General features: G+C 34.1%; 13 protein-coding genes. 2 read left to right on the plus strand and 11 right to left on the minus strand.

Going from position 1 to position 18,416, the window contains the following annotated elements; translation table 11 throughout:
- Positions 1-117: 117 nt before the first annotated feature.
- From AC3IS6_RS01150 to AC3IS6_RS01175, 6 genes are all read right to left on the minus strand, one after another.
- Positions 118-1,803: an MBOAT family O-acyltransferase gene (locus tag AC3IS6_RS01150; RefSeq protein WP_489162947.1), complete on the minus strand. Its 1,686-nt coding sequence runs from the start codon at positions 1,801-1,803 to the stop codon at positions 118-120.
- Position 1,804: 1 nt separating this feature from the next.
- Complete coding sequence (locus AC3IS6_RS01155; RefSeq protein WP_489162949.1) at positions 1,805-3,226, minus strand: GDSL-type esterase/lipase family protein; 1,422 nt, start codon at positions 3,224-3,226, stop codon at positions 1,805-1,807.
- The gene (locus AC3IS6_RS01160) at positions 3,219-4,703 is read right to left on the minus strand and encodes an SGNH/GDSL hydrolase family protein (protein ID WP_489162951.1); all 1,485 of its coding nucleotides are present in this window, start codon (positions 4,701-4,703) and stop codon (positions 3,219-3,221) included. The genes AC3IS6_RS01155 and AC3IS6_RS01160 overlap by 8 nt, the downstream gene beginning before the upstream one ends.
- Before the next feature lie 248 nt (positions 4,704-4,951).
- Positions 4,952-5,038, minus strand: a complete 87-nt coding sequence (locus AC3IS6_RS01165; RefSeq protein WP_489164905.1) for a T9SS type A sorting domain-containing protein — start codon at positions 5,036-5,038, stop codon at positions 4,952-4,954.
- Between the two features lie 64 nt (positions 5,039-5,102).
- The gene (locus AC3IS6_RS01170; protein ID WP_489162953.1) at positions 5,103-6,515 is read right to left on the minus strand and encodes an HmuY family protein; all 1,413 of its coding nucleotides are present in this window, start codon (positions 6,513-6,515) and stop codon (positions 5,103-5,105) included.
- Between the two features lie 8 nt (positions 6,516-6,523).
- On the minus strand, positions 6,524-8,677 hold the full coding sequence (locus AC3IS6_RS01175; RefSeq protein ID WP_489162955.1) for a TonB-dependent receptor plug domain-containing protein: 2,154 nt from the start codon (positions 8,675-8,677) through the stop codon (positions 6,524-6,526).
- A 104-nt stretch (positions 8,678-8,781) separates the two neighbouring features.
- On the opposite strand from AC3IS6_RS01175, the gene AC3IS6_RS01180 reads away from it, so the two are divergent.
- Positions 8,782-9,684, plus strand: a complete 903-nt coding sequence (locus AC3IS6_RS01180; RefSeq protein ID WP_173968305.1) for a DUF6607 family protein — start codon at positions 8,782-8,784, stop codon at positions 9,682-9,684.
- Between the two features lie 514 nt (positions 9,685-10,198).
- Here the strand turns inward: AC3IS6_RS01180 and AC3IS6_RS01185 are convergent.
- Together AC3IS6_RS01185 and argS are read right to left on the minus strand one after the other, a co-directional pair.
- Positions 10,199-10,909 carry a hypothetical protein gene (locus tag AC3IS6_RS01185; protein WP_489162957.1) on the minus strand — a complete coding sequence of 237 codons (711 nt, stop codon included), beginning with the start codon at positions 10,907-10,909 and terminating at the stop codon, positions 10,199-10,201.
- A gap of 363 nt (positions 10,910-11,272) precedes the next feature.
- Positions 11,273-13,051: an arginine--tRNA ligase gene (argS, locus tag AC3IS6_RS01190; protein ID WP_489162959.1), complete on the minus strand. Its 1,779-nt coding sequence runs from the start codon at positions 13,049-13,051 to the stop codon at positions 11,273-11,275.
- Positions 13,052-13,364: 313 nt separating this feature from the next.
- Between argS and AC3IS6_RS01195 the strand changes: the two genes are divergently transcribed.
- Positions 13,365-15,779, plus strand: coding sequence for a TonB-dependent receptor (locus AC3IS6_RS01195; RefSeq protein WP_489162961.1), 2,415 nt, complete (start codon positions 13,365-13,367; stop codon positions 15,777-15,779).
- A 114-nt stretch (positions 15,780-15,893) separates the two neighbouring features.
- On the opposite strand, the gene AC3IS6_RS01200 is transcribed toward AC3IS6_RS01195, so the two are convergent.
- The 3 genes from AC3IS6_RS01200 to AC3IS6_RS01210 all read right to left on the minus strand — a co-directional run bounded on the left by AC3IS6_RS01200 (position 15,894) and on the right by AC3IS6_RS01210 (position 18,270).
- A complete protein-coding gene (locus AC3IS6_RS01200; RefSeq protein WP_489162963.1) occupies positions 15,894-16,103 on the minus strand; it encodes a SymE family type I addiction module toxin in 210 nt (69 codons plus the stop codon).
- Between the two features lie 295 nt (positions 16,104-16,398).
- Complete coding sequence (locus AC3IS6_RS01205; protein ID WP_489162965.1) at positions 16,399-17,070, minus strand: copper homeostasis protein CutC; 672 nt, start codon at positions 17,068-17,070, stop codon at positions 16,399-16,401.
- A 192-nt stretch (positions 17,071-17,262) separates the two neighbouring features.
- Positions 17,263-18,270, minus strand: a complete 1,008-nt coding sequence (locus tag AC3IS6_RS01210; RefSeq protein ID WP_173968299.1) for a 3-oxoacyl-ACP synthase III family protein — start codon at positions 18,268-18,270, stop codon at positions 17,263-17,265.
- Positions 18,271-18,416: the final 146 nt, after the last annotated feature.

Below are 18,416 nucleotides of genomic sequence, written 5' to 3' on the forward strand. Positions count from 1 at the left end.
ACCGCAAAGTGCGTGAAGTTTTTTTACTCGCAAAGACGCAAAGTCGCAAAGTTTAGATCTATAAGTAAGAAAAAAACTTTGCGACTTTGCGTCTTTGCGAGATTAATTAATCCTTCTTTAAAATTGGAAATAAATAAACGGTTGTGAACCTGCAACTGCTGTTGCGTAAACAATCCAATATACAAATCCTAATACAATTGCTTTTCCAATCAGTGGTGTATTATCAAAGACCAATTTCATTTTAGAAGTAATCACTTCCGGTAAGAAGTGCCACACGTATCCGAAAAGCATCAATAAAAATACATTTTTATATCCTAACACGATTGCTTGCCAATTCTCCGGCTCGAATGTTAACTGACCAATATTATTGATTACCTGCAACGCTGTTTCAAAATCTCTGGCACGGAAAAATATCCAACAGAATACAACAAAATGGAACGTAACGATTATTGAAAAGAATTTCCATAAAAATCCGGGACCTTTACCTTCTTTTTTGGACGGAAAAAATTCCATAAAAATTTTATGAACCGCTAATGCCAAACCATGTAATGCTCCCCAAACGATAAATTGCGCTCCGGCTCCATGCCACAATCCACCTAAAAGCATGGTGGTAAACAAATTAAAATTGGTAACCAGAGTTTGGTTTTTCTTCTTCGAAAGTAAAAATGTCAGACAAAAAAGGACTATTGCACCAATCGCTATCCCTAACGGAATAAAACTCTCGTTTATGTTTGAAATCCCCCAAAGAAGTAATCCAAAGAAGAATAAACTCGGGAATAAAAATCCAGCAAATGTTCCTTCACGGTTTCCACCAATAGAAATGTATAAGAAGTCTTTCAGCCAGGTCGATAATGAAATATGCCATCTTCTCCAGAAATCTGTAATAGAAGTTGACTTATAAGGTGTTCTAAAGTTGGCTGGCAATTTAAATCCTAACAGCAAAGCGATTCCGATTGCCATGTCTGAATATCCTGAAAAGTCACAATAAATCTGAATGGCGTATCCATAAGAAGCCATTAAATTTTCGAACGAGGTATAATTCATCGGCGTATCAAAAACACGATCGACAAAGTTTATAGAGATGTAATTTGAAATTACGGTTTTCTTAATCAATCCGCCAATAATCAAGAACAAAGCGTTGTTTACATCTTCCTTGGTCAGATTTAATTTTTGATAAATCTGAGGCAGGAAGTCTTTTGCCCTAACGATTGGTCCAGCTACCAGCTGCGGGAAAAACGAAACGAAAAACAGGTATTCGATGTAGTTTTTGGTTGGCTTAATTTCTTCACGATAAATCTCAATAATATAACTCATCGACTGGAAGGTGTAAAATGAGATTCCAACCGGAAGAAAGATATCATGAAGTTCGTAATTCCCATGAAACATATCATTGAAAGTAACAATCATGAAGTTCATGTATTTGAAATACCCTAACAATCCTAAATTCAGGATTACACTTATAACCAGATAAATTTTCTTTGTACTGTCTTTTGCTTCCTTATAAATAATCTGACTGAGACCATAATCAACAACAGACGAAAGTAGTAATAGTAAAAAGTAAATACCGCTTGACTTGTAATAAAAGAAAAGCGAAAAGAGAATGACGTATGTTAATCTCAAATAAAATGTTTTGCGTAAAAAAGCATACACAAAATAAAAAACGAGAAATAACCCCAGGAACAAACCAGTGTTAAACAGTAATTTTTCTTCGGGATTGTATATAAACCAACTTTTGGCCTGCTCTAAAGTAACTTCGCCAAAATTCTGAATAAACCAATTATTTATGCTATCAATTGTAATCAACTTAATTCTTTAATTTAAAATTATCGTATGCTTTTAAAAATGCTTCTGTAAACAAGTTTCCTTGTTTTTCGTACCCTTTTTTAGAATAATGAACCCAATCCGGCCCAATTAACCCCGCGGATTTTAAACTCCGAATTCCATCCATTCCCCCAAGTTCATCGTATAAATCCCAAACCGCAAAACCATCTGTCTTTGCAATTTCAATAATACTTTTTGCATAATCGCGGACATAAACATTAGGCCTTCTCGCTTTAAGTAAAGACGGAGGCGGAGTCATTACAATGATAGCAACCTTACTATTTTGTTCTTTTACATTTTTTATAAAATCACGCAGTTCCTTTATATAAGCCGAAGCTTCCATGTGATCGTAACTTTCGTTTGTTCCTAACGACAAAATCATAAGATCGGCATGCAGTGCTTTTAGTTGTTCAAAAAATAATGGGTATTTATTATAATCTGAAAACTTCGCTCCGTTGACCCCGATACTACTATAGATTAAACCCGGAGCATCTTTTTCTAAAACTATCCCGTTCAGTTCATACTTTGATGCCTCTTTATTTGGAAGCAGAAAAATACGATTCAGTGTCTTTTCAGAATTGTAATAATGAGTAAACGAATCTGACTCCAGATTTAGCGGAACAAATTCGGAACTCGTAATATTTCTGGGTTTGGTTTCGTTGGTTCTTATTTTCAGTGTTCGTCCCGCACGAATATTATTAGACTTTAAATGATTATCTCTTCTGATATCGGCCACCAAAACATTGTACTTATCGGCAATGGTCGAAATAGCCTCTCCTTTTTTAATTTTATGTGTGATTACTTTACGCTCTGTAGACTGAATCGTTCTGGTTTGAGAAGAGGTTGCCAAATCAAACATGTTCTGATTATGAGGCGTAATTATCTTAATGGTATTAAAATTATAAGTCGGATCTTTAACATTCAGTTCAACGGTAAAACCGCCATTGTCTCTCCAAAGTGCAATTCCGCTTAATCCAACCGGAACATTTTTGAAAGGGTGAATGTTTCGATAACTTTCCCATCCTCTGTTCGAACGGAACCGCTCGTTATAAGAACCGTTTGTTTTGGCCAGCTGATGTGGAAAAACAAGTCCGCGACCGGCATTACCAAATTTTTGTTGCAGGTTTTTCCTAATCTCGTTTGTCATTAAATCACTCTGAATATGAGAATCTCCAACGTGAACAATATTGATTTTTTGACTATTTTGAGTTTCGTTCGACTTTAATTTCAAAAAAAACGGCACCAAAACTTCTACATTATAGATTCTGTCTCCCGAAAAAGAATCAACAGCTGCTGTATCGACTTTATGAATCATATTTTGTGGAATTGGAATTGGATCTGTCTTTGGTGTTTTATCGTTTGTTGAGAAAAAAAGACAACAAAAGAAAATAATTAGTCTATTCATCTACGCTATCTGTTTTTACAGCTACGGAATCTGCATTAGTTTTCCTGACTGCTTTCCGCTTAGTCGCATCAGTTTCTCTATTTACTCGTAATACTTTATATTGCTCGTATCCTTTATTCAATTGATCGTATAATAATTTACCAATAGCTTTTGCTCCACGTTGGTTAAAGTGGGTGTAATCTTTATTGGCTTTTGCCGGAGATTCATCTACCCATTTCACCATAGAACCGTCACCTCCCATTAGTGTGTATAGATTCACAAATCCTGATTCCGTTTCAAGTGCGTATCTTTTTTGCGCTCGCATTAAAGGAACAACAGCCGAATCAGTTTTCATTTCCAAATCGTATTTGGTCGATTTATCTGCGGTCGAGATAATCAAAATAGAAACTCCCGGAAAAGATTCCTTAATTTTATTAACGGCTTTGGTCATTCCTCTTTTGTACCAATTGTAATTCTTGGTTCCGTAATTTAAAACGTTGGTTCCGTAATGCAAAATAACCAAATCATACTTCAAACTGTTATTGAATCCCTGCATTACATTGGCATTAAACATAGAAATGGGCAAGCCTGAGTTCCCTCTTTGCGAGAAGTTGTCTACATGGATTCCACTTCCGTTATCAAAATTAAATCCGTAAATTGGAATCGAATCGGCATGAATAAAATTAGCTTTAAATGCTTTTATACTTCCAGAAGTTACTTTTAGGGTGTTGATCAGATTGTTTGGAACAAGGCTTTTTCTCAATGTATCTTTTCCTACTATGAAATTTACATTTCCTTTTTTAGATCCTCTTCCATAATACAATGTTGGATTGTCTAAAGTCGTCGCATATTTATTCAAACCAGCTTCGTATTGAACCCAGGTTGTATTTGATTTATCATTTGCAAAGAACACATGCCCGTTTACTCCAAATGGACTCGTTGGATGTTTTACGTTTAGATACGATTGCATTTTCCAATTCTTGGAAGCCGAAGACTTCACTGAACCTCTTGACGCAGCAGATTCTGAATTAATAGAAACAAAACCAACTCCGCTTCCACCAAAACGCTCCTGGTAATTGGCACGAACATCCTGCACAATTAAATCACCATCAGTCATGGAATCTCCGTAGTAGGCAATTCTGACTTTGGCTTGCGGATTTTTTTCAAGCTGGTATAATTTTTCGTAAAAAGAAATCAAGTATTGATATCCTCTATAGTTATCGAAAGTTTCCGATGGAAATTCAATTCCTTCTGAAGCGTCAAAAACAATCTTCTCCCTCATTTCATTTTTCTCCTCTTCGGTCAGACTGTCTCCATCCTGCTCCAGAGAATCATTTGCGACTGACTCCAAAAGCAGACTATCGATAAGTACGTTTTTAGAATTTACTTTACTATCCGAAAAAATTTTATCGGGCAAGATTTGCTTAAATCCAATGAAAGCGATGAATGCCAATGCCACAATTGCAAAAGACTGAAAGAAATAAGATTTTGTATTCACTCGTAATTATAAATTTGAAGAAAGGATTTGTTAAAATTTCTATTCAAAATTCCTACTAATTCCTTATAAAAAAGTATGGGCAAAGATAGAATTAAACATTAATTTATAGATTCTTTTTAACATTAAAATAAAACAAAAAAAAGAGGCCAGATGAATCCAACCTCTTTATCAAAAAAAAAAATAAAAAAACAAAGTCAATGATTAACTAAATTTTAAAGTGAATGGAGCCTAATTGGCTCAATGTATTCTTATTGAACTATAATTTTACCTGTTTTAATTTCTTCATTCCCTGAACGGATTTTATAGAAATAAATTCCTTTTGAAAAAACATGAATTCAGATAATTACAGATTAAAAAAAACCTCGAACAAACTAATTATTCGAGGTTTATTGGGTTTAATTATTTCAACAATGCATATTGAAATTTAGGATATCCTCTTTCACCAGCTTCGTTTACAGCACCGGTAAATTTCAATTTGTATACATTTCCTGCAGGATCTTTAATTACAAAAAAGCGATCCGTTCTTGTTACGAATAAAGAAACTGGGTTACCATTTGCATCAACTCCTCCAGTTGTAGTTCTCCAGTTAGAACCAATGTTTCTCTGATCAGTAGTAAACTTACTACTATCAACATTAGCCAATGTAAAAGCCTCATATGCAAAAGCAGTTGTAAGTACCTGGTAAGATTTTGCTTCTCCTTTTACGTTACTTAAAACAAAATCAGGATAAGAATATGGCGAAGGTGTAGCACCAGGGAAAATATTAGTAAAAACTGTAAAACTAATATCCCATTGATTTTTTTGCGGTTCAACATTCACAACTTTCTTATCCAATAAACTTAAAAAGGTAAAGTTGTAAGCACTATTCTTAGAAATGATAATTTCCTGGTGAGTAGTAGCTGCAATATCTGCATACTGAACCTTGTAATCATTTCCGCTTCTTAAGATTCTAACTTTTTTCCACCCTCTGGAAGTTCCTCCGGCAGACCCTTCAGAACCAGTAGCTGGTTTAATTGTAGCGGGATTACTCCCCATATTGATTAAATATACTTTATTATCTGTATCTGTAGCGGAAACTGCAGCAATAGTTGTTTTAGTAATATCTCCGGTAGGATCATCAATTTGAGTTAAACTTCCCTGACCTTGATTAATAATCATCGTTGGATCTTCAGCCTGAACTTCATCAATATTTGTACTAGTTGTTTGCTTAGCCGACATTTTTACAGTGCTGTTTAATACAACTCTAAAATCTGATCCTGAATAAAACCCCAGATCCCAAGATGTTCTAACAATATTTGTCAATTTTCCATTGCTCAAATCAACAAAAACCTGGTTAGGCTGTGTTGGACCACCAACTTCTGGTGCCAAAGCAGTTCCTAACGAAGCAGTTTCATTAAAATTCAACTGAATGGTTTTATTCCCTACTATATTAACATTAATAGAAGAACCATCAATTGTAAAAATTACATTCTTAACCTCCGCACCTACTGCATTTTTAATTTTATTAAAGATAAATTCAGCAGACGTCGCATTTTGAGCAAAAGATACTACTATTTTATTTGCAACTGCTGCGGGAGCGGTAGTAAAATCTGTAGTATAAGCTGCAGCCGTAACAGTGTACGAAACTGTAATTGTTCCAGCGGAAGGTGCCGGTGAAGCAAATTTAATCTGAACAGGAGTTGCAGCACTTGTTAAATTATAAGAAGACTCCGCAAATGCGACAGCTACAGATTCACCGCCATTATCGTCGCTATTACAAGCAGTAAAAGCCAGCAATACAAAAGTAAATATTAAAATAAAGTTTTTTTTCATGATATATATTAATTAAAATTTAGATTATACGTAAGTTTAATAAAGTAAGAGCGTCCATATCCCAATAATAAATCTGAACTACCTGAGCCATGAGCTCCTCCTGTTGATCCTCCACCACTTTGAATGTTTTGTACATTTGTGATATCAAATAAATTTCGAGCTCCGACAGTTACTTCAAATTGGTTTTTAAAAAATGTTTTACGAACAGAAGCATCCATCCAACTGAAAGGATTAATCTTATTTAAGAAGAATTTTGCACTTCCATCTGTATCTGTTCCTGCAATAAATTGCTGCTGTTTTCCATTGTACTTGTAAAACAGAGCGATTAAAGTATTCCACTTAGGAATTTTGTATGAGATATTGGAGTTTAAACGTAGAGAATACAAGAATTTATCATCAGAACTCACATTCAAAGCCGCAAGATCTAATCTTTGCGAAATACCAACTAATGCAGCTCCAACTTGCACATTCCAATTTTTGTACGTGTATTGCTCTGTAGTTGAAATATTCCACATTTTGTATTTATTGATATTGACATATCTGAAATTTTGAGTTGGAAGTATCTGAGTCAAAACCAAATCAATTCTGTCGTCCACATCCATATAAGTTAAAGCCAAATTGTTAGCAATTTGTGCTCCAGAATCAAACATACAAGATCTTTTGAAACTTAACTCGTAGGAAGTACTTTGCTCCGGAACCAGATCAGGATTACCCTGAAGATTATGATTGGAATCTACGAAATAGGTATAAAGCTCATCAAAATTAGGAGTCCTATATGCTTTTCCAACAGAAGCTCTTACCTCTAAACCTTTCTTGAAAAGGTATCTAAGCCCTAAAGAACTTGCATATTGATTGTCAAAATAAGATTGAAAAGAATAACGAATTCCGGGACGAATAGAGAATTTATCGGTCAGATTAATCTCGGCAGCTGAGAAAATATCGTAGTTTTCTATTCGCTTTCTAATATCTTTAAGTTGCTGATTATCGTCTTTAAAAGTTCCAGCTGTTGAATCGTAAAATCCATTTTCATTTGTAATTTCGTAACCTAACTGAAGATCAACCTTTTTACTATTAAAAAAATTACTTAAAGTTCCTGTAGAATAAAATACTTCTTTTGACTGATAGGTATCTCTTTTTTTATCAAATTCATTACCGTTTTCGATTTGATAATTGAATTTTTCTACATCGCGTTCTTGTTTTTGTTCAGAAACAGAAATATTATAATTTAATTTAGAAAAAAGTTTTCCGTTAGAATTTAAATGATGATAGTAACGATTAGTAATATAACGTCTGTCTTTAGCAAAATAAGTTTCAGGAAAAGGATAATTATCCTGTGGGTTTAAAGTTGGATTGTAGTAATCAACGTTTTCTCCATAATAATCGAATTTGTAAAAAATTCTGAAATTATTTTTTTGATAACCTAACATTGAATTACCTACAAGCTGCTCTTTTGGAAGTTGAGTATATCCTCTAAAACCATCATTTTTATCATAATCCGCACCTTTTCTATTATCAAAATATCCTGCAAAGTCATTACGATTACCTCCAACGTTTACGAACCAGTTTTCATTAAAATTATGAGCTATTTTAAGGGCTTGAATATGACGTCCTTTATCAAAAAGAGCATATTCTTTTCCTACTGTCTCTTCCTGAATTGTTGCGCCAATTTGCCATTTATAACCTCCACCTTTTTTAGTAATAATGTTTAAAACTCCACTTACCGCATTTGCTCCATGAGTTACTCCCATCGATCCTTCGATAATTTCGATATGATCAACATCATCAAGATTAACCTGCGTCAAATCTACATTTGTCCCCATTCCTGTATCACTTACTAATGGTATGTTATCAACTAAAATCTTAAAATATTGTGAATCCAGTCCAAACATAGACACCGTTGAGCGTCCGTCTTCTCCACTAGTCTTTATAGTAATATTTAGGTACTGGTTTAAAACATCTGAAAGATTATTTGCTGCCAATTGTTTTATTGTTTCTTGAGAAATAACCCGAACATTAAACACCGATTTTTTAATAGATTGCGGCGATAACTGCCCGGTAACCACCACTTCAGAAAGTTTATTTACAGCCGTGGTATCTTTCTTTTGTGCAAAAGTTATTTGACAAAAAAGAAAAGCTGTAAAAAAGATAAATTTGATTTTCATTATTTTTATTCATTCTTAATAATGGCGCAAATATATAAACTATTTTTATTTGTTCTAAATAAAATACATATATTTGCGAAAATTTAAAAACAAAATAATACGTTATGATTTCAAAAAGCCTCTATTTTTCAGCTGTTATGGCTTTGACTTGTAGCCTTGGTTTCAGTCAGGATAAAAAACAACAAGACATCAAATCCATCAAATCTATGTGTGGTTGCTACGAAGTGAAGTTTAATTTCGCAGAAACTTTTCAATACGCTAAAGATTCAGCAACTTATAAACCATCAGAAACGAAACACGAATCTGCTTTGGAATGGGTTGAGTTATTAGAAGACACTCCTAACAAAATTGTAATGCAACACTTATTAATAGTAAGTGACGATATGATCATCAAACACTGGAGACAAGACTGGTTGTATGAAAACACTGACTTGTACTCTTTTGACAAAGGAACTTCATGGAAGTATAAAAAACTGGACAAAAAAGCTGTTAAAGGACAATGGACTCAAAAAGTATATCAGGTAGATGATAGTCCACGTTACGAAGGATCTTCAACTTGGGTACACGTAGACGGACAAAACTACTGGGCAAACATTGCTGATGCACCGCTACCAAGAAGAGAGCAAACAAAACGTAATGATTATAATGTTTTAAAAAGAAGAAACATTCACGAAATTACTGCTACAGGTTGGAATCATGAGCAAGATAATGACAAATTAGTTCGTGATGACAGCGGAAAAGATGTTTTGTTAGCACAAGAAAAAGGGATGGATGTTTATACTAAAGTAGCAGACATTAAATGTATCGCAGGTCAAAAATGGTGGAAGGAAAACAATGCTCTTTGGAAAAATGTTCGTGACAAATGGCAAACACTTTTTGACAGACACCAGGATTTAAACTTAGAAGCTAAAGTCGACAGAAAAGCACTTTATTCTCTTTTATTTGATTTAAAACCAACCGCTACAAAAGCAGAAACAGATGCGATCATCAACAAGTTCGTAAAATAAAAATAGTTGTGTTAGTTACAAAAAGCCGATAGTTATTGAAACTATCGGCTTTTTTATGCATAAAAAAACCGTCTGAAAAAGAATTCAAACGGTCTATTACCTTCTATGTTTAATTAAGAGCTATTAGCTTACTAATTCAAAACAGCATAAAATTAAAATTAATAAAAGGTGAGTATCTTTAATCTTTTGTAATAAGTATCTTGATTATTTGCTTTGGATATACCAAAAAAACTCTTGAGGTGGTGTTTAGAGTCTGTAAATAAAGGTATTAAGATTGCATTATATTTTTTCATTTAAAGTAGGAAAATTAATATATTATTTATTGGTACACAAATAAATCTTAGCCTTTTTTTTATATTTTTCTAGAAGACTAAAATCCAGCATTTTGACTTCTAGATATGGGAGAAACTAAATAAGAATCGACAAAAGAGCTAAAACAAAAAGAGCCGATAGTTTTACAACTATCGGCTCTTTATTTCTTTCAGAATCAAAAACTAGATTTCTATCAAAAATATTAGTTAGCTTCTGCACATTCAGAATACAAAACAATGTGTTTTGTTAAATCTGTCCATTTAGGCTCAGGATTTGCAGCAATTACTTTCTCACAACTTCCCCATAATGGTACGAATTCTTTTTTATAATCTTTTTTCTTTAATAAAAATGCCGGTGAATCTTTTTTAGCTACATAGTAAGATTTTGCATCTCCACCAATAAATTTCACTCCGCCAACTCCTAGAGAAGTAGTTTCTTTTGCATAAGGATCACAGTACACTTTAAACTCTTTACTGAATGAAGGATTAAGCAACTGCATTAACAATTTGCTGTTTTTCTTCTTGATTTTTACATCCGCAGTTTCAAAGTAAGCATATCCATCATTTAAAAAATCCTGATTTAACTTAGTATCATTCCATTTTTTGAAATCCTCAAGAAAATTAAGTTTCTTTCCTAAGTTATCCAATCCACTTGGAGGCAAATACATGAATTTAATATCTTCTGGTTTTAGTTTGTGTTTTTTTCCCGCTCCGTCTTGTAATTTGATGTACTCGATCAAACCTTTGTCTCTATCAATGTCTTTAATAGTACCATTAATTTCAGTACCATCAGCCAAAGTAATGTAAGCTGTTTTACTGTGGGAAAATCCATAAGAAGGCGAAATCAAATCTTGCGCATTTACCGTGCAACACGCTACCAGAAGCACTAGTAGTAAAAAGGAATTTTTAATCATTTGTTTTTTGGTTAAATTTTTTGCCTACTCTTGCGATTTTCGGCTTACTCGATTATTTTTTTTAACAGAAATCTCTACGTGAAGCCCTGTATTTACAGGCTTTACAAATCATTTTTACAAATCATTTTCTTACTGTAAACATAACCATAAAAACGAGATTTACAAATGTTAAACTGCATTTTTTACACGAAAATTCCGCTCAAAAATATTCATTATTTTCATCTTAATTGCTTTACATTTTTTGAGCAAAACAATAATCTAACATATAGAAACATAAATTTTAAAACGTGTAAAAAAACACAAAAAAAAGAGTCGATAATTGAAATTATCGACTCTTTGCATTTTATCTATTGGACAAAAAAATTACATTCGCTCCGGAACTTCAATTCCTAATAAAGTAAACGCTGCTTTAATTACCTCAGCAACTTTTTGCGAAAGCTGCACTCTGAATACCTTTTTAGTTAAATCCGTCTCTCCTAATATATGTACCGACTGATAAAACGAATTATACTCTTTTACCAAATCATACGTATAATTAGCAATCAAAGCCGGGCTGTGATTCTGTGCTGCATTTTGAATTACTTCCGGGAAAAGCTCGATTTGTTTTACCAGCTCTTTTTCTTTTTCGTGTAATTCTTCGGTATTGGTTTTAGCCGAAAAATCAAAATCAGCTTTACGAATTATCGACTGGATTCTCGCGTAAGTATACTGAATAAACGGCCCTGTATTTCCAGCAAAATCAACAGATTCTTCCGGATTAAACAAAATACGTTTTTTAGGATCTACTTTTAAAATATAATATTTCAACGCTCCCAGACCAATGGTTTGGTATAATTTAGCTTTTTCTTCGTCTGAATAACTATCCAATTTTCCTAAATCTTCTGAAATTTGTTTGGCTGTATCCGTCATATCCTGCATCAAATCATCAGCATCTACAACGGTTCCTTCACGGCTTTTCATTTTCCCCGAAGGCAAATCAACCATTCCGTATGACAAATGATATAAGCTTGAAGCCCAGTCAAAGCCTAATTTTTTCAAAATCAGAAACAATACTTTAAAGTGGTAATCCTGTTCGTTACCAACTGTGTAAACCATTCCGCCCACATCCGGCATATCTTTTACACGCTGAATTGCGGTTCCAATATCCTGAGTCATGTAGACTGCAGTTCCGTCTGAACGCAAAACAATTTTACGATCAAGACCTTCATCTGTTAAATCGATCCAAACTGAACCATCAGGGTCTTTCTCAAAAACTCCTTTATCCAAACCTACCTGAACTACGTCTTTTCCTAACAAATAAGTATTGCTTTCGTAATAGTATTTATCGAAATTAACGCCCAGATTTTTATAAGTGATAGCAAAACCATCGTAAACCCATTGGTTCATCATTTTCCAAAGCGAAATTACCGCTTCGTCTCCGGACTCCCATTTTTTAAGCATCTCTTGTGCTTCAATAATAATTGGAGATTGTTTTTTGGCTTCCTCTTCAGTTTTACCGATTTCCATTAGTTGAGAAATTTCAGCTTTGTAAGCTTTATCAAACTCTACATAATATTTACCTACTAATTTATCTCCTTTCAAATTTGAACTTTCCGGAGTTTCACCATTCCCAAACTTCTGCCAGGCCAGCATCGATTTACAAATATGGATTCCACGGTCGTTAATAATCTGTGTTTTATATACTTTTTTTCCTGATGCTTTGATAATTTCAGCTACAGAATATCCCAACAAGTTGTTACGCACGTGACCCAAATGCAAAGGTTTATTTGTATTTGGCGAAGAATATTCAACCATAATTGCTTTGTCCTCCGAATTTGGTGTTACATACCCAAACTTTGTATTGTCTTTTATTTCATTAAAGAAATTTAAATAATAACTATCGGAAATGACGATGTTCAAAAATCCCGAAACCACATTAAATCGAGCTACTTCTGAAACGTTTTCAACTAAATAATTTCCGATTTTACTGCCTAGTTCGGCAGGATTGCTTTTGATCACTTTCAACAAAGGAAAAATCACCATTGTGATATCGCCTTCAAATTCTTTTCGGGTAGTTTGAAATTCGATTTTTTCAACAGTAACATCAAATAATGCTTGTATTGCTTTTTGTATAGAAGGAGTAAGAATTTGTGATAATGACATGTAAACTTATTTTAAAGTGAGCAAATATACTGCTTATTCATCAATTACAGAAAATCAAAAACATATTAAATCGTATAAAACAATTCTAATTTCTTAAAAAGTCTTCGTCTTTAAGTGTTAAAATTATCCAAAAATCAAAATGCTAACCTGTTATAAAACAGACGATCTTACAAAAATATCTTTTTTTTTCACTTTTTCTTGTAACATATTGTTGGCAAACGAGTCTTAATAGGGTCTTCAAATTGGTTTGAGGTCAAAAAACAAAAACAAAAAAACAATCATCATCAATCCATCAAAAAATCATTATTACATTATGAAACTAAAATTCTTTCTGTTTGTATTACTGGGGGTAATAACAACAGCAAATGCACAGAATTCAGGAACTGTTTCCGGGAAAATTACTGAAAAGTCAAACAATGCACCTATTTCTTACGCCACTGTTTCCATCAAAGACAATGGAAAAGTAGTTACAGGAGTTAACTCTGATGATCATGGAGATTTTTCTATCAAAAATCTGGCTTTAAAAAGTTATACGATCGAAATTCAATATATTGGATTTAGAAAATATGTAGGTTCTTTAATTTTAAGCGATAACAAAAAAACAGCTACAATTAATGTATCTCTTGAAGAAGAGGCAACGCAGCTTAAAGGAGTAAATATCGTAAGCGAGCGTTCGACAATCGAACAAAAAATTGACCGAAAAGTAATTACTGTCGGAAAAGATTTGACTACTGCCGGAGCTTCGGCATCTGATATTATGAACAACATTCCATCTGTGAATGTAGATCAGGACGGAAAACTTTCGCTTCGCGGAAACGATAATGTTCGTGTATTGATTGACGGAAGACCTTCAAACATCGACCCTGCTCAATTGTTGAAACAAATTCCATCGACATCTATCAAAAAAATTGAGTTGATTACCAACCCAAGTGCCAAGTACAATCCGGAAGGAATGTCTGGTATCATCAATATCATCTTACACAAAAACAGCAATACCGGTTTCAACGGAAGCTACAGTGGCGGTATCACTTTTGGAGAAGTAGCCAAATACAATCAGTCATTAGATTTGAACTACAAGACAGGAAAAGTAAATTTCTTTGGAAACGTAGGACAAAATTTTGGAACTTACTATAATGATGGTTTCATCAACAGATACGATCAGGACATTCGTCAGAAAATTGATGTTGTGAACGAGAATGATTCTTACCTGTATAAAATTGGTATGGATTATTTCATCAATGACCACAATACGATCTCTTTTTATACCAATCAGAATAAATCAAACGGTAAGTTTTTTGTAGACACGAATATTGATTACAGCAATGTAAGCAGTTCTGACATTAAGAATATGCTACAGAAATCAAAATATACAGGTCCGGATAACGTAGGAACTTACAATTTGGCTTACAAACATATCTTTAAAAAAGAAGGTCACACTTTAGATTTTGAAGCCAACTACAGCAACAATAAAGAAACGCAAAATGCTGGTTTTGATACACAAATAAGAAAAAAAGACAATACTACAGACAACCAGTCTTATATCGATTATATTGCTGGTACTCGTAAATTAAGTACTTTAAATGTTGATTACGTAAATCCATTAAACGAAAAAACAACTCTTGAAGCAGGTGCCGAAGCCAGAATTACAAAAACGGATAACGATTATATCACTGGTAATCCGCTTGCAGCACTTCCAGTTTCTAATTACACATACGATACTGATATTTACTCTGCTTATGTAACATTTGGTCAGAAATTTAAAAAATTCAGTTATCAGGTAGGAGCTCGTTTCGAAAGTTATAAAGTTGTAGCCAACTTAAATCATGGTCTGGATAAATTTAATGATGATTATATCACCTTATACCCATCGGCTTATTTGACTTATAACCTGAATGAGAAAAATACTTTCCAATTAAGCTACAGCCGTCGTGTAGACCGTCCGAGTTTAGAGCAGACAAAACCTATTCGTGAGTTTTCTACGCCTTTAATTACAGCATTAGGAAATCCTGAATTAAGACCTCAGTTCACGAATTCGGTTGAAGTAAATTATACTAAAACTTTCGAAAAAGGAAGTTTTACTGCAGGTGTTTTTGTGAGAAGCATCAACGACCAAATCAGCAGAGTTTTACTTCCGGATGATACAGATCCAAGTGGTAACAAACAAATCCTGACATATTCGAACTTTGATAACAATACTTCTTATGGTTTTGAAGCTTCGTTCACTTATAAAATTGCAAAATGGTGGGATATTTCACCATCTATTGACTTCTCAAGCATTAACCAACAAGGTATAGTGTTTGTATACGATCCGGTAACTCAAAAAAGTAGCCCTCTGGATAGAAAAATTACTGTTGGTGCTTTTAATGGTCGTATGAATTCAAACTTTAAAGTAAACAAACGTTTAAGTTTCTTATTATTCGGATTTTACAGAGGTGAAGTTGAAGGTCTTCAAAATAACAGTCATGCAATGTATAAAATGGACATGAGTTCCCGTTATACTTTGTTAAACAATAAAATGAACATTAGTTTACGTTTCAACGACGTGTTCAATACAATGAAATACGCCTTTGATTCTCAGTATCCTTATTCACATTCAGGGCAATTTACATGGGAGAGTCAAACGGTTTACCTAGGGTTAACTTATAACTTTGGAGGTGCAAAAATCAAAAACCTACAACGTAAACAAAGAGAAGATAACACCAATAAAGGCGGTGGCGGATTATTTTAATCCAACATTACCAATCGATTTTAATAGTTTCGCATAAAATGAAAAAGCCCGGAGTTTGCCAACTCTGGGCTTTTTTTATTGAGCTCTATTTTCTATTGACAGCACTTTGACCTACTATTCGAATGGTCTAATAATAAGCAAATTGGGCATAGCCGTCACAATTACCCTCTCACCAAATTCAAAACCAAGCTTCTGCAACCAATTTCCGCAGAGTTTGATTTCAGGAACTTCTTTCTGACTGTATCGATTAAATCTTGTTTTGGGTTGAATTTTCAGACTGCGCACATCCGGGCGTCTGATTGTTTGTCTCTTGTTGGTTCGCATAACATTGAGTTTTTAAAAAAGAGGCCTGATGATGCTGCGAACCAACAAGAGAACTTGTATAGTACGGGACTTGCACCCGCTCTCCACCAGGCTTTATCTTTGATTTTTAAAATTGATAAATTAATCATGAAATTTCTCTTATATTGATTCGCGTTTCAAATATAAGATATTTCTTTCAAAAAAGTGCTATTTAAAAAATCATTTTAATCTTTCTAATCTGTGGCTTTAAAAAACATAACATTTGTCCGAACGTAACCCTGCCTTTAAAACTTGGAATTTATGTTAAAGATTCCGTTTACAGGAAATTTTTTAATTCTTTTACTTCCTCGGGATTTGCTGTTTCTGTTTGATCTGTAATAGCAGACGAGTGATAAAAAGTAGGCTGCAATTTTTCCTGAAGTAATTTAATGTTTGAAGAGCGCAAACCTCCTCCTGGCATAATTTCAATTCGGTCAACCGCTAGTTTTTGAATCACTGCTAAATCAAAAATTCCTTCTTCAACATTCTTGCCCCTTCCAGAAGTTAATATCGTTTGAAAACCGCATTCAATTACATCTTCCAATCCTTGTTCGATAGAATTTACAACATCAAAAGCACGGTGAAAAGTACACGAAAACGGACTAGCTAATTGTACCAATTCCAGATTCTGCTCTTTATTAACACTACCGTCCTGATTTAAAATTCCAAAAACAAAACCATCAACTCCCAGTGCTTTCAATTGTTTAATATCTTGTTTCATTTCCAGAAACTCTTCTTCTGTATAAACAAAATCACCACCACGAGGTCTGATGATAACATGCATTTTAATGGTTAGTTTCTCCCGAACTCTTTCTACTGTTATCAAATTTGGCGTCGTCCCGCCAAGCTGCATATCATCGCACAACTCGATTCTGTCCGCACCATTGTCTTGCGCAATTATTGCTGATTCGTAATTAAAACAGGCTATTTCCAGTTGATTTTTTTTCATTTGATTGATTTAAAAAATTGCATCGGCTTGATGATGCTGAACAAAAGTATAAATTAAAAACGGAACGGTCAAAGCGAGAGAAGTCAAAGGTTAGGGGAAGTAAGAACGATAGCTTCGACTCCGCTCAGCCTGACACAAAAAAACCTGCTCTAAAAAAGAGCAGGTTTTGAAATATAATGCAAGATGAATTAATTACCATTTAATAATTGCGCTTGCCCAGGTAAAACCACTACCAAAAGCAGCCAAAACCACTGTATCTCCTGATTTAATTTTTCCTTGTTCCCACGCTTCTGTTAGAGCAATCGGAATAGAGGCAGCAGTAGTATTTCCGTACTTTTGAATATTATTGTGCACCTGATCGTCACTCAATTTGAATTTATTCTGAATGAATTGCGAAATTCTTAAATTCGCCTGATGTGGAATCAACATATCTATATCTGAAACCTGCAAACCGTTTGCTTCTAATCCTTCATTGATTACTTCCGCAAAACGAACTACAGCATTTTTAAATACAAATTGTCCATTCATGTATGGATAATAACTTTCGTCATTTGGATCATTATCCGCAATAATATCAGTCACCCAACGTGCTCCCATTCCCGGTGCCTGCAAAGCCAATTCTTCGGCATGCTGTCCTTCTGAATGCAAATGCGTAGATAAAATTCCTTTTGTCAAATCTTCTTCACGGCTTAAAACCGCTGCTCCTGCTCCATCTCCAAAAATTACCGACACGCCACGACCACGAGTTGTCATATCCAGTCCTGTCGAATGTACTTCTGAACCAATCACTAGAATATTTTTGTACATTCCGGTTTTGATATATTGATCAGCTACCGACAATGCGTACACAAAACCTGAACATTGATTTCTAACATCCAGCGCTCCTACCGTACGCAATCCTAAATCACGTTGTACCAAAACTCCCGGCCCTGGAAAATAATAATCGGGACTTAAGGTCGCAAAAACTACAAAATCAATATCTTCTTTGGCTACGCCAGAACGTTCTATAGCAATTTTAGCTGCTTTTACTCCCATTGTAGTTGTGGTGTCTTCTCCACGAATAATATGTCTACGCTCCTGAATTCCAGTTCTCTCCTGAATCCATTCATCATTGGTATCAATTATCTTAGACAAATCATCGTTGGTCACAACATTTGAAGGGACATAATATCCTAAGCCCGCTATTTTTGAATGATACATATTGTTTTATTATTTGTTAAAAAATTGTAATGCAAATTTAAGTATACTTTAAAACATTAGCGTCCAAATTAGTGTTTTTTTCGTAATTGGCAATTTAATATACTTTAATTATACACCGAATTCTGACAGATTAAATTCCGAAAAAA

This window comes from Flavobacterium sp. KH_035, assembly GCF_057839565.1.

Coding starts and splice junctions, on each gene's coding strand:
- AC3IS6_RS01155 (WP_489162949.1), bottom strand. CDS start 3,226: ATGAATAGACTAATTATTTTCTTTTGTTGTCTTTTTTTCTCAACAAAC.
- AC3IS6_RS01170 (WP_489162953.1), bottom strand. CDS start 6,515: ATGAAAAAAAACTTTATTTTAATATTTACTTTTGTATTGCTGGCTTTT.
- AC3IS6_RS01175 (WP_489162955.1), bottom strand. CDS start 8,677: ATGAAAATCAAATTTATCTTTTTTACAGCTTTTCTTTTTTGTCAAATA.
- AC3IS6_RS01180 (WP_173968305.1), top strand. CDS start 8,782: ATGATTTCAAAAAGCCTCTATTTTTCAGCTGTTATGGCTTTGACTTGT.
- AC3IS6_RS01185 (WP_489162957.1), bottom strand. CDS start 10,909: ATGATTAAAAATTCCTTTTTACTACTAGTGCTTCTGGTAGCGTGTTGC.
- argS (WP_489162959.1), bottom strand. CDS start 13,051: ATGTCATTATCACAAATTCTTACTCCTTCTATACAAAAAGCAATACAA.
- AC3IS6_RS01195 (WP_489162961.1), top strand. CDS start 13,365: ATGAAACTAAAATTCTTTCTGTTTGTATTACTGGGGGTAATAACAACA.
- AC3IS6_RS01200 (WP_489162963.1), bottom strand. CDS start 16,103: ATGCGAACCAACAAGAGACAAACAATCAGACGCCCGGATGTGCGCAGT.
- AC3IS6_RS01205 (WP_489162965.1), bottom strand. CDS start 17,070: ATGAAAAAAAATCAACTGGAAATAGCCTGTTTTAATTACGAATCAGCA.
- AC3IS6_RS01210 (WP_173968299.1), bottom strand. CDS start 18,270: ATGTATCATTCAAAAATAGCGGGCTTAGGATATTATGTCCCTTCAAAT.